Annotated in this window: 13 protein-coding genes; all 13 read right to left on the minus strand. The window is 40.5% G+C overall.

Annotation, left to right across the window (positions count from 1 at the left end; all coding sequences use genetic code 11):
• Positions 1-197: 197 nt before the first annotated feature.
• Complete coding sequence (locus LOC50_RS08840; protein WP_250653065.1) at positions 198-695, minus strand: DUF2059 domain-containing protein; 498 nt, start codon at positions 693-695, stop codon at positions 198-200.
• Between the two features lie 128 nt (positions 696-823).
• On the minus strand, positions 824-1,156 hold the full coding sequence (locus LOC50_RS08845) for a Na+/H+ antiporter subunit G (RefSeq protein ID WP_214551812.1): 333 nt from the start codon (positions 1,154-1,156) through the stop codon (positions 824-826).
• A gap of 9 nt (positions 1,157-1,165) precedes the next feature.
• Positions 1,166-1,435: a K+/H+ antiporter subunit F gene (locus LOC50_RS08850; RefSeq protein WP_008114565.1), complete on the minus strand. Its 270-nt coding sequence runs from the start codon at positions 1,433-1,435 to the stop codon at positions 1,166-1,168.
• Positions 1,429-1,965 carry a Na+/H+ antiporter subunit E gene (locus LOC50_RS08855; RefSeq protein ID WP_036983168.1) on the minus strand — a complete coding sequence of 179 codons (537 nt, stop codon included), beginning with the start codon at positions 1,963-1,965 and terminating at the stop codon, positions 1,429-1,431. Before LOC50_RS08855 ends, LOC50_RS08850 begins: the two co-directional genes overlap by 7 nt.
• A complete protein-coding gene (locus LOC50_RS08860; protein WP_128583300.1) occupies positions 1,965-3,482 on the minus strand; it encodes a monovalent cation/H+ antiporter subunit D in 1,518 nt (505 codons plus the stop codon). The genes LOC50_RS08855 and LOC50_RS08860 overlap by 1 nt, the downstream gene beginning before the upstream one ends.
• Entirely contained in the window at positions 3,479-3,826 is a 348-nt protein-coding gene (locus LOC50_RS08865) for a Na+/H+ antiporter subunit C (RefSeq protein WP_013464542.1), read from the minus strand. Before LOC50_RS08865 ends, LOC50_RS08860 begins: the two co-directional genes overlap by 4 nt.
• A complete protein-coding gene (locus LOC50_RS08870; RefSeq protein ID WP_250653066.1) occupies positions 3,826-6,618 on the minus strand; it encodes a monovalent cation/H+ antiporter subunit A in 2,793 nt (930 codons plus the stop codon). The genes LOC50_RS08865 and LOC50_RS08870 overlap by 1 nt, the downstream gene beginning before the upstream one ends.
• 289 nt (positions 6,619-6,907) lie before the next feature.
• Positions 6,908-8,047, minus strand: coding sequence for a hypothetical protein (locus LOC50_RS08875; protein WP_250653067.1), 1,140 nt, complete (start codon positions 8,045-8,047; stop codon positions 6,908-6,910).
• Positions 8,031-8,903 carry a lipoprotein NlpI gene (gene nlpI, locus LOC50_RS08880; RefSeq protein ID WP_036983175.1) on the minus strand — a complete coding sequence of 291 codons (873 nt, stop codon included), beginning with the start codon at positions 8,901-8,903 and terminating at the stop codon, positions 8,031-8,033. Before nlpI ends, LOC50_RS08875 begins: the two co-directional genes overlap by 17 nt.
• A gap of 185 nt (positions 8,904-9,088) precedes the next feature.
• A complete protein-coding gene (gene pnp, locus LOC50_RS08885) occupies positions 9,089-11,215 on the minus strand; it encodes a polyribonucleotide nucleotidyltransferase (protein WP_036983177.1) in 2,127 nt (708 codons plus the stop codon).
• 362 nt (positions 11,216-11,577) lie between these two features.
• Positions 11,578-11,847 (minus strand): 30S ribosomal protein S15, encoded by a 270-nt coding sequence (rpsO, locus tag LOC50_RS08890; RefSeq protein ID WP_006793376.1) that lies wholly within the window; start codon positions 11,845-11,847, stop codon positions 11,578-11,580.
• A 109-nt stretch (positions 11,848-11,956) separates the two neighbouring features.
• Complete coding sequence (truB, locus tag LOC50_RS08895) at positions 11,957-12,901, minus strand: tRNA pseudouridine(55) synthase TruB (RefSeq protein WP_013464537.1); 945 nt, start codon at positions 12,899-12,901, stop codon at positions 11,957-11,959.
• A complete protein-coding gene (gene rbfA, locus LOC50_RS08900) occupies positions 12,901-13,308 on the minus strand; it encodes a 30S ribosome-binding factor RbfA (RefSeq protein ID WP_008467148.1) in 408 nt (135 codons plus the stop codon). The genes truB and rbfA overlap by 1 nt, the downstream gene beginning before the upstream one ends.
• Between the last annotated feature and the right edge of the window lie 100 nt (positions 13,309-13,408).

Consider the following 13,408-nt stretch of genomic DNA (forward strand, 5'->3'; position numbering starts at 1 on the left):
CGGCTTTTAGTAGTGACATAATAAACCTATGTGTAACACACAGGTCAACCGCTATTTTAAAACTCAGGGAATGCGTTATCGACACTTTAAATAAGTGATTACGTTTACTTAAGGAAGAGGAAGAATACAGCAGTCACAAAATAGTGACTGCTAGAAAATGTAGACGTTATTTTGCTACGACTCAGGTTAACTATAGTTTAGTTTGCTTCACTACGCGATTGTTTAAGTGCTTCACCTAGCTGCCCAGCAATTGCTTGGATCTCTGGCATAGCGTCTTGCACTAATGCTTGTGACATTTGCATAGACTGTTGCATCACCTGTGGCATTTTTTTCAAAATTGCTTGCCCCGATTCTGTTTTATAAAAGACAAGCATATCGTTAATTTCTTGCTCACTAAAATGTTTGTCGTATACCTGAATCATCATGGGCTGCATTTTTTTCCAGCTCATTTTAGTTTTTAGTACTTCAGTCATATCGGCATAATATTTATCGAAAATTGCTTTTTCATCTGGTTTAACACCCATTTGCACCGACATATTTTGCATCATGCCCTCAACTTGAGAATACATAGAGTCAACCATAGCGTCCATATTCATCACCTCTACCAGCTCATCAATTTTTTGTTGCTTAGTAGTTTGCGCTGCATATAAGTTAGTTGAAAAAATAAGTAGTGATAAAAGTAATACCTTACCCATATTAATATCCTTTTTGTATTAGAATTTACGCCATACTCACATGTTCAATAAGTGTTGTAAATGGGAACAACCAAAAAAACAAAAAGCCGAATAACTACCATTATTCGGCTTTTTGTCGTTTTTTAGGGTTAATCTTTTTCGATATTATCGAGTCCTTTCGTTCCATCTTTGGCTTTTAACTTATGATGAATAGCGGTTTTAATTAGCATATAACCACTAATGGGCGCCGTGATTAATAAAAATATAGTGATTAATATTTCTTTTAAGCTTAAGCCACTAGCTGAATTGGCAAAAAATACCATCGCAGCCGTGAGTATACTTGCCATCCCTAAAGTGGTTGCTTTAGTTGGCCCATGTAAACGCATAAAAAAGTCCGGCAGTTTAATTAAGCCAATAGAGCCAATTAAAATAAAGAGCCCACCAAACAACAGCAATATTGATACGATCCATTCACTTATCATTTTAATACCTTACTCAATTATATCGCCACGAAGTAAATACTTACATACTGCCACAGTACTTATAAAACCTAACATTGCGATAAGCAAAGCGGCTTCAAAATATAAACCTGTTCCCATACTGATGCTATATAAAATAATCAATGCAATAACGTTAATGTACATTGTATCGAGCGCCAAAATACGATCTGGTACTGATGGACCAATAATAAGTCGCCATAGATTTAGTAGTAATGACAATCCAACCATTGAAAAAACAATCAGTAATACTGTATCTAACATTGAAATATCTCCTTTAGGGGAGCTTCGTAGCGTGCTTTAATTTGTTTGATAAGTGCTTGCTCATCATCTAAATCCAACACGTGAATTAATAAATATCGCTGCGCAGGTTCATCGTCTTCATTAAGTGACTTAATGAGAGGATAAACCTCAGCACTTACTGTACCCGGCGTTAAAGACACACAACTAGCTAAAATAGTAATTGGCATTTCATGCATTAAATCGATAGGCACTTTAACAAAACCTGGACGTAAATTTTTTGAAGGGCCCATTATTAATAAGGCCACTTGTAAATTAGCCACAATAATATCGTAAAGCACAATAAGTAACTGCTTAAACGCCAAGCCAGGCTTTAATATGAGTGGTTGTGGATCTCTAAATGACATACTAAATAAAGGAATAAGCAGTGCTAACAATGCACCCAATATAATATGCCCTACAGACACACTGTTATTTAATAATAGCCATACTATAAATAAAAATAGACTACGAAACGGTGTGGGTAACCAACGAAAACGAGCTTCTAAGCGCATTACAGACCTCCCTTGAGTACCGCATTGATACCACCACTAATATCGTGAAGTTGTGTTGCTGTTTCAAGTGCATATTGCGTTGCCAAATCACCAAAAACAACCAACAGTATTGAGCTTGTGAGCAGGCCAACAAGTACGATAACTTGCAACGGATGTGCATTAGCAACATCACCAGCCTCACCGCCTTTGTCTTTATGCTCCCAAAACAAACTCGTGCCTGCACGTGATATAGCAACAATTAACGCTAAGCTCATAATTAAGTAAACAGGCCAAAATACTAGTGCTTGCTCACTGTTTAAGGTGGTTTTTAAAATCCAAATTTTACCTACAAAACCTGAAAGTGGCGGCATACCTATGACGGTTAGTCCAGCGATAATAAAACACGCTCCCAACAAGAATGGTTGCTTAACTGCGCGTCCACCAACTAATCTGTCGCCGACCTTACCTCGCTGAGTTGCAATTAAATCAGCGAGTAAAAATAGTGCTGCAGTCACTAGCGTTGAGTGTACTAAATAATACAATAGTGCAGCTGTGGCGTTTATATTTTGAAGTGCAACCAGTGCCACTAAAGTACCCACAGAAACCAGTACTAAGTTTGCGGTAAGCTTACGTAAATCTTGCGCTGCCAACACCCCAATTGCCCCAATCACTATGGTAGCAATGGCCAACGCCCATAACCAAGACTGCGCCATATGCTCAAGTTCACCGGCTTGCTCACCAAATACCACTGTATATACGCGTAAAGTGGCGTAAACACCTACTTTGGTCATAATCGCGAATAATGCAGCAACTACAGGTGTCGCACTTGAATAGGCATTTGGGAGCCATAAATGCAGTGGTAATAGTGCACTTTTAAGGGCAAATACCACAAGCAATAGTAACCCGCCCGCTTTAGCTAAATAAACATCATCACCGATTAACTGCGGTACTTTATTAGCCATATCAGCAATGTTTAGGGTACCCAATACCCCATATAAAATACCTAAGCCGATTAAAAATACACTTGAGCCAACTAAGTTTAAAATAACGTAATGCAGTGCTGCACGTGTTTTTGGTTTACCGCCGCCGTGCATTAATAGCGCATAAGAAGCAATTAGTAACACTTCAAAAAAGACAAAGACGTTAAATAAATCGCCCGTTAAAAACGCACCATTTACCCCTAATATTAAAAAATGAACCAAGGGATGGAAAAAGCTGCCTTGCTCGTCATCGCCGGCACACCCATATAAAACCACACCAAGACCTAAAAAGGCGGTTAAAGTAACCAGTAAAGTTGAGAGCATATCTGCTACCAGTACAATACCAAACGGCGCTGACCAGTTACCGATTGCATAAACAATAACCCCGTTATCTTTAACCTGAACCAGCAGTAATACTGTAATTACAAAGGTTAAAATAGCCATTAGGCTTGAAGTTAATCGCCGTGCAAATAAACTTTTGCCACACGGTGGCAGTAGCAGAATGATTGCCGCTAGCATAGGCATTAAAACAGGCAAAGATGCTAAATGCTGAATCATTTTCTCTCCTTGCGTTTACTTCTGGTTAGGGTGCCATCAACATGATCATTCCCTAAATCTGCTCGCCCTCGTATCGATAAAATAACCACAAACGCAGTCATGGCAAATCCTATTACAATAGCTGTTAATACTAAGGCTTGTGGCAGCGGATCGGCGTAATCAGCGCCAGTTCCAAGTACCACCGCTTTATTGATAGTTAAGCGCCCTGATGAGAATAAAAACAAATTAACCGCGTAAGAAATCATTGTCAGCCCCAGTACCACTGGGAATGTGCGCGCTCTTAATAATAAGAACACACCACAGGTGACTAGCACGCCAACGCAAGATGCGTATAACAGTTCCATTAAATATTTACCTCTTCTTTCTCTGCGTTCGCTGTCATATTACCTAAGCTCGCAAGGATCATTAGCGTCGCGCCAACAACGGTTAAGTACACGCCCAAGTCAAATACAATGGCGCTGGCAAGCTCTGTTTTACCAACAAACGGAATATCAAAGTAATCAAACCAGGTAGTTAAGAATGGTTTATCGAAGAACCAACTTCCTAGACCCGTAAACATGGCGATAGCGATACCTGATGCAATAATTTTTCGATAGTTAACATCAAAACGTTCATTAATCCACGCAGTACCATGGGCCATATATTGTAAAATAAAGGCAATAGAGGTCACGAGGCCGGCAATAAATCCACCGCCCGGTAAGTTATGACCACGTAAGAAAATATAAGCAGATACTAATAGCGCCAATGGTAATAAGCTTTGTGAAATACAAGCCAATAAAATAGGATGACGGTCTTTAGACCATGGGCGCCCTTCACTGTCGCTTGCTGGCATATAAAGCGGAATTCTTGATAACAGTTTAAATATACCCAGTGCTGCAATCCCTAACACGGTGATTTCACCTAAGGTATCAAAGCCCCTAAAATCAACTAAAATAACGTTAACAACGTTAGTACCCCCACCGCCTGTTTTAGCATTAGCTACAAAGAATTCAGAAATTGAATTAAGAGGACGGGTCAGTAATGCATAACAAATACTAGCAATAATTACCCCCACCGTAGAGGAAATAACCACATCACGTAAAATACGCAACGAGCTTGACTCTCTTGGTGTACTTTGCGGTAAGAAAAACAGTGCCAACATTAATAATATGATAGTTGCAACTTCTACTGTAAGTTGCGTTAAGGCCAAGTCAGGCGCTGAAAAACGTGTAAACGCCACCGACACCATTAATCCCACAATCGACAGCATTAATAACGACACCATCCGAATTCGATGCCAAATAACGGTAGCAATAGCACCAATAATCAGTAGCCCTGTACCTATAGCATTTTGAATATCAATTGGGGTATTAGGCACACTGCCAGCTAGCTGTTTCATTTCAAATAATGGCCAACCTGAGGCAAGTAATACAACGCCTAACATAATAAATACATAGCGTTGTAATGAGCCATTTTCTGTTGATTGGATTTTGTTTTGACACCAATTAACCACAACCGCTAAAAAACGCTCGAATATTTTTTTAGCATTAAAAGGGGGTAACGACGCTTGGAACTGAAATAAGTACTTACGATTGACGTAAATAAATAAACCACCAATTACCGCCATACCACTCATAAGTAGAGGTAAATTAAAACCGTGCCAAATAGTTAGCTTGTACTCAGGCATAGCTTGGCCAAGCACCGCCAATGAGGCAGCCGATAAAATACCATCTACTACAAAGTGCGGAAAAATACCCACTAAAATACACAGCACCACTAAGATTTCTATAGGCACACGCATATAACGTGGCGCCTCATGAGGGGTGCGTGGTAAGTCTATCGGTTCACCATTAAAGAACACGTCATGAATAAAGCGAGATGAGTACGCTACCGACAGCGCACCTGCAACGGTTGCCAGCACAGGAATTAACCACGACATAGAGCCCAGTACTTGCTGATGCAGTGTTTCAGCAAAAAACATTTCTTTAGATAAGAAACCATTTAATAGCGGTACACCGGCCATTGCAGCTGCGGCCACCATCGCCAATGTAGCTGTATAAGGTAAGTAGCGCCACATGCCATTGAGTTTGCGCATATCACGCGTGCCGGTTTCATGGTCAATAATACCCGCGGCCATAAATAACGACGCTTTAAACGTAGCATGGTTAATAATATGAAAAATAGCGGCTACAGTTGCAAGTTGTGTGTCTAGGCCGAGTAATAGAGTAATTAGGCCTAAATGACTAATTGTTGAATAGGCTAATAAACCTTTTAAATCATGTTTGAATAGCGCGATGTAAGCGCCAAATAAAAGTGTAGTTAAACCCGTCAAACCGACTAATAAAAACCAAGTGTCGGTTCCCGCCAGTGCTGGATAAAAACGTGCAAGTAAAAAGATACCCGCTTTTACCATAGTGGCAGAGTGTAAATAGGCACTAACCGGTGTAGGTGCTGCCATGGCATGGGGTAACCAAAAATGAAACGGAAATTGTGCAGACTTGGTAAAGGCGCCTAGTAATACTAGCACCAGCGCTAATTCGTATAAATCATGTGATTGAATAATCGCTTTGCTAGCTAAAATAGTGTCTAGGTCGTAGCTTCCAACAATATCACCTAGCAGCATTAAGCCGCCCAGTAATGCTAACCCACCCGCACCGGTTACCGCCAGTGCCATACGCGCCCCCTTGCGCGCCTCTGATTTATGCCACCAGTAACTAATCAACAAGAACGAGCTAATACTGGTTAGCTCCCAAAACACCCATAACTGAATCACATTGTTTGACATAACAATGCCCAGCATGGCGGTCATAAATAACATTAAGTAACTAAATAGCTTTGGCAGTGAATCGTTTTGACTTAGGTAATAACGGGCATACAAAATAACCAGCAGCCCTATTCCTAAAATCATAAATAAAAACAGTAAACTCAAGCCATCTAAGCGTAAGGAAATATCCAGCCCTAAAGCAGGTATCCACTGCGCGCTAAAACGAATGGTTTCTCCCGCGAGAACAGCAGGCGCATGATAAAGTGTAATTGCAAGCGCGGCTAAAGGCGCAATAGCCGTTAGGCTCGTTGCCTGATTTCGAGAAAGTTTGCCGGTGCATGCAGAAATAACACTGCCTAATAAGGATAACAGGGGTATCCAGAGCAAAGTCATAATGAAGGGCCTTTTTGAATCATAAAGTTTATCAATTCGCTACTTGTTATTATTAAATACCAAAGTGACTTGGGTATACGTTTTATATCTGTTTTTTAACAACATTAATACGTACAGTTATACTGATAAACATGGTTTTTGTCTATAGAAAGCGCTTCTAGCGGGGCAACAATCAAGCAAAAAAGTCTATAAATTAATGAACTGAGATAAAACCGGCTCAGCTTTTAAGCCGTTTTAATAGGATCGTATAATCATTGGTTAAACAACCTAAAAGCACTCTATTTAATGATTAAAAGCGCGGGAATAAATCTGCATGTTGCTCTATATGAGTTTGCCACAAAACCCGATATTGATCTGAAAGTCCAACCTGTTGATATTGCATAATAGACCACTGTGCGCTTGGCTTATAAGCAACACCTCCTTGCTGACAGCTTTTGCTTTTGTGCCATCCTTTTGGCGCATCAGTGTTATGAGCAATAAACAAGTTAGGGGCAACCAACCCCTCAAGCTGACAAAGCCAAGCTTGTTTTTTTGCTGGTAAAGCGTATTCATCTTCAAAACCATTAAAGTGCATTAATTCATGTAAAAAGACCGCATAATTAGCCTGCGAGTTAATATGCATTAAGCCCTGATGTACATTGGCAGTACCTTGCTTTGGCATCATAATCGCAAAATCGAATCCTTTAGGAAGCTGCTGCTTAAGTGATGACTGTTGCCAATCGCACTGCGCAAGCGTTGCTTTAGTGCTGTTACAAGCAATTGCATTACCAACATATATAGGCTTTGAAAAACAAAATGCATTACTACTAGGCTCTGGGTGTTGTGCGTATTTTTTCACAAAGTGGTTGAGCCTATATAAACCATCACGGTGATCGCTCAGCATTAGCACATTAAATGTGCATTGCTTTTGTATCTCAATTTGCTCGCTCGCTACCAAAAACCCTAATTTATTCATAAAGGAGTGGTTTAATGCATCGAAAGGAGCACGCTGTTGTAACTGTAAATGATAAAAGGCATCCCCTTTAGGTAACTTATTGTGAGCTTTTAATAACGCTAAATCTTGCCAACGCTGTTGAGCAAGCAATGAAGCTGCGAGATGTTTTTGTTGTTTAATTGTTATCTCATCGAGGCTTGCTTGCCAAAAGAGCTTGGCGGTTTCAGTTTGATTATTGGCTATTAATGATAACCCATATCCGTATTGTGCCTGGGCTATTTTATTGCGTGCTAAGGTAGCTAATGAGGTCGGGGGGAGTTGTAAAATATGCGATGCAAAGTAACCAGGGAATTGCCAATAACTATCAATCACATTGGCTTTGGCGTGCAATACTTGCCAAAAGCCAATGCTATTTTGTTTATTACTGGAGCCACTAATTAAGCTAGCGCACAGTAATAAAATACTTAATTTAAAAAAGTTAGCCCGCGCTTTCACTAGCCATCAACTCAAGCTCTAAACGTGCATATTTATATTCTATAAATTCATGAACGTTCGTTGCTAGCGCCAACTTAAAGTAATCTGTTGCAATTGAAAGCTCACCTGCGGCTTGGTGCTGTTTAGCTAAGTAAAAATAAGCTTCACATAAACGTTGAGCATATTCTTGTTGTGAACTCACACCATCGGCTATCCCTGAAAAAAATGCTTTTTCACTCATATCACCTACATACAAAGCAATAAGCTGATATGCCCATTCGTTTTCATCAAGGGCCGCCGCATTAGCTTTTAACGAAGCGAGTGCCTGAGTTTTATCTTGTGCGGCCTGCGCTAAATAAAGCCACAGCACACGATAAGGATCGTTAGGAGAGCGCTCCAAAAACGTTTTAAAGTCATCCTTTGCAAGCGTGGCTCTATCACCATAGTACAAAGCAATACCACGATTTAAATACGCATATTCATGTTCTTCATTTAACTCTATGGCTGAATCAAAGTACTCGTATGCTTTTTCGTATTGCTGCATCAAGGTATGTTGAATCCCCAAAAAGTTATACACTTCAGCCAAATCAGGTTTCAGTTTAACAGCTCGGTTAAAATCAATTCGCGATAAAGTGGTCATGCCTAAGCTATCAAACAGCACACCACGGTCATAATAGAGCTTTGCTTGTTGCTCTGTACTTAAGTCTGCTCTATTTAATAGCTCTGAAAAACGAGCAATGGCAATTTCATTTCTAAAGTCTGATGCAAGTGGCGCAGTAAATGGCACATTAATAATAGCAGCGGGTTTAGTAGTAGCCTGACAAGCGCTTAAAGACAAAATAGCAAAAGATGCCAAGGCTAAATGTTTAAGTCTCATTAAAATCCTTAATACCGAGGTAAGTAGCAAATAGATAAGACATAAGCTGTCTTGTAAGGTTCATTCTTGTTATATGTTACTTAACGTCTTGAACATAATAGGTTGCTAACATTAAAGCATAAAAAAAGGGGCTAAACAGCCCCTTTTTATACTATCCAGTAATTATCTGGATGAAAGATTAGCAATTACGCGTCTTTAGACTCGTCAGCTGCAGGTGCTGCTGATTCCATTGCTTCTTTAATACTTAGACGTACACGGCCTTGGCGGTCTACTTCTAGTACTTTAACTTTAACTTCTTGACCTTCACTAAGGTGATCAGCAACGTTGTTAACACGCTCTGTGCTGATTTGTGAGATATGCACTAGGCCATCTTTACCAGGAAGAATGTTTACAAACGCACCAAAATCAACGATACGTACAACTTTACCTTCGTAGATAGTCCCAACTTCAAGCTCAGCAGTTAATTGCTCAATACGGCTAATTGCATTTGCAGCACTTTCACCATCTGTAGCAGCAATCTTAATTGTGCCATCATCACCGATTTCAATCGTAGTACCTGTTTCTTCAGTAAGTTGACGGATAGTTGCGCCACCTTTACCGATTACATCAGCAATTTTCTTCTGTGGAATTTGCATCGTGTAAATACGCGGTGCAAACATAGATAACTCTTCAGAAGGTGCAGAAATCGCTTCGTCCATCACACCTAGAATGTGTAAACGAGCTGCTTTAGCTTGCTTAAGCGCGATTTGCATGATTTCTTGCGTGATACCTTCAATCTTGATATCCATTTGTAGTGCAGTGATACCGCTAGTTGTACCCGCTACTTTAAAGTCCATGTCACCTAAGTGATCTTCATCACCTAAGATATCTGAAAGTACTACAAAGTTTTCTTCTTCTTTAACTAGGCCCATCGCGATACCGGCAACAGAAGCTTTAATTGGTACACCCGCGTTCATAAGCGCTAGAGACGTACCACAAACCGATGCCATTGAAGATGAACCATTTGATTCAGTGATCTCAGATACAACACGAATTGAGTAAGGGAACTCAGTCAATGTTGGCATTACAGCTTGGATACCACGTTTAGCTAGGTTACCGTGGCCGATTTCACGACGCTTAGGAGAACCTACAAAACCCGTTTCACCTACACAGAATGGAGGGAAGTTGTAGTTAAGCATAAAGTGGTTTTTATGCGTGCCAGTTAAATCGTCGATTAACTGTGAATCACGTTCTGTACCAAGTGTTGCTGTTACTAATGCTTGTGTTTCACCACGAGTGAAGATTGCAGAGCCGTGAGTACGTGGAAGTACGCCCGTCATTACATCTAGTGCACGGATCATATCTGGTTCACGACCATCGATACGTTTTTCGCCAGCAGCGATACGGCCACGAACGATTTTCTTCTCAAGTGAACCGAATACTTTACCTACTTCTTGCTTATCAAGCGTTTCGCCTTCAGCAAGCTCGCTTGTTAGTGCTTCAACAACCGCATCTTTTGCAGCAGTCAATGCTTCTTTACGCGCTACTTTATCAGTAATACGGTAAGCTTCGCCTACTTTATCAGCAGCAAGTGTTGCTACTTTCTCTTCTAATGCAACGTTTTTCTCAGGTGCAGTCCAATCCCAAGTAGGTTTGCCTGCTTCTGCTTTAAATTCGTTAATTGCATTGATGATAGACTGTGATTGCTCATGGCCGTATACAACCGCACCTAGCATTACGTCTTCAGCAAGAACGTCTGCTTCTGATTCAACCATAAGTACAGCGTTATCAGTACCCGCAACAACTAAATCAAGTTGGCTTTCTTCAAGCTCTTTTAGTGTCGGGTTAAGTACGTATTCACCGTTGATGTAACCAACACGTGATGCACCAATTGGACCGCTGAACGGGATACCAGAGATAGCAAGTGCTGCTGATGTACCAATCATCGCAACCATATCAGGTTGGATTTCAGGGTTTACAGAAACAACTGTCGCGATAACTTGTACTTCGTTTACAAAACCATTAGGGAAAAGTGGACGAATTGGACGGTCAATAAGACGTGCAATTAGCGTTTCGCCATCGTTAGGACGACCTTCACGCTTGAGGAAACCACCTGGGATACGACCAGCAGCGTACATACGCTCTTGGTAGTTAACTGTTAGTGGGAAGAAATCTTGACCTGGTTGAGCTTCACGCTTACCAACAACCGTTACTAGTACTGACGTGTCGCCAATGCTTGCTAGTACTGCGCCGTCTGCTTGACGAGCGATAGCACCTGTTTCTAGCGTCACTGTGTGTTGACCTAGTTGAAATTCTTTTATAATTGCTTGCACTTAAAATATTCCTTAAATGTATTTTTAGTATTAATTAAGTTTTCATCAAAGTACCAATTACAGTACATAATTGTATTCAGTTGGAAATCAATTAAGTACTACAATTGGCAATGATGTAAATAACCGTAAATAAACCTTTTTATCTACGCGCCATAGTATATAACAAAGTCAGGTGAAATTGCGAGCTTAGCACCGAGATAAAATAGTGCTTACAGCAATGCCAAAAACATTCGCTTTGTGAATGATAACAGAATGGCTTTTATTCGATATTTCAAGGGGTTTACTGAGAAGTACTGGTGAAGACGAGAAAATGTGAGCACAAAAAAAGGAGCTAAAAAGCTCCCTTTTTGATAATCAAGTTCTTAGCGACGTAGGCCAAGCTCTTTGATTAACGCAGTGTAACGCGAGATATCTTTACCTTTAAGGTAATCAAGCAGTTTACGGCGAGTGCTTACTTTACGAAGCAGACCACGACGTGAGTGGAAGTCATGCTTGTGATCAGCAAAGTGACCTTGAAGCTTGTTGATATCAAAAGTAAGTAATGCTACTTGTACTTCAGGTGAACCAGTGTCGCCTTCAGCGCGTGCGAATTTAGCAATGATATCGATTTTTTCTTGATTGCTTAGTGACATAATAACTCCAAAAGTTAAATTTAACAGGTGCTTTAGCCGATCACTAATTCAGCCAAAACGATTAAGCGGGCGTATTCTACCAATTATCAGCATAACTACAAGTTAAACTTTACTCTGGTTGCTGATTAGACAAGCCACGTTTTGATTTTAGATGGCCATCAGGATTACGTTCACCAGTACCAATAAAAATTCCGTCAGCCAGAACTTTTATTGCACCTTCAGGTAACTCTTTACCTAGCACCACAGCTTGACCATGGCTAAATGCTATTCCCTGCTCTTTAGTAATTTCCACAACAGGTAAATCAACTAACGCGGTATCCATTGGCAATAATAGTTCGTCAAGGTAAGTAGAAGGCGCAACGTCTTGTTCTTTCGCTTGATTTAATAACGTTTCTAACTGCTCAAGTGTGACCATTTTATCTGCTGGGTAATGCCCTACAGCACTACGATGCAGCATAATCACATGCGCGCCGCAGCCCAGGTTTTCACCTAAGTCATCAACAATAGTACGAATATACGTGCCTTTAGATACATGGGCAGTCATTTGTATTTCGTTGGCTTGCTCATCAAACTCATCAAGCGTTAAGCTAAATACGTTAATTTTTCGACATTTGCGAGGAACTTCTATGCCTTCACGCGCATATTTATATAAAGGCTTGCCTTCATATTTAAGCGCTGAATACATTGATGGATATTGGTCTGACTCACCTAAAAATTTAGCAATTTCCTGTGTAAGCAGTTCAGCAGTAACATTAACATCACGCGTTTCGACCACTTCGCCATCAGAGTCTGACGTGGTAGTACGTTCACCCAGTTTTGCTCGAACAACATAGGTTTTATCTGTATCGAGTAAAAACTGGGTAAACTTTGTGGCTTCACCAAAACAAATAGGCAGCATACCGGTCGCAAGCGGATCAAGCGCACCTGTGTGCCCCGCTTTTTGAGCAAAATAAATACCTTTCGCTTGCTGCAGTGCTTTGTTTGATGAAATACCTTCTGGTTTGTTTAACAACAAAATACCATCAACTGGACGGCCTTTACTGCGTCTTGCCATTAGTCTTTAGTGCCTTCTTCGCTATCTGTTTCATCATCAACATGCTTAGCGTTATCTTCACGAATGATAGAGTCCACTAAGTTAGAGATGCGCATCCCTTCCATTAATGAATTATCAACCACAAATTTAAGCTCAGGCATGATTCGCGCACGAATACGTTTCCCTAGCAACGAACGGATATAACCGGTTGCTTCGTTAAGTACTTTGGCACTTTGCTTGGCTGCATTTTCATCTTCGGTGTTAAACACGGTAATGAAAACTTTGGCATAAGATAAATCGCGCGATACTTCTACCGCAGACACTGTCACCATGCCCAAGCGCGGATCTTTAATTTCGCGTTGTAAAATCACCGCAATTTCTTTTTGAATTTGCTGAGCAACACGATCAGTGCGAGAAAATTCTCTCATTTCACTTTCCTAAAATTATAACTTATTGAAAAATAATAATAAGCTAACTAAATAATGGATACACAAATGGGGGCTGAGCCCCCATTTAAAATCTTAGCAT

The organism is Pseudoalteromonas sp. SCSIO 43095 (genome assembly GCF_023650455.1).
GTDB classification, from domain to species: domain Bacteria; phylum Pseudomonadota; class Gammaproteobacteria; order Enterobacterales; family Alteromonadaceae; genus Pseudoalteromonas; species Pseudoalteromonas tetraodonis.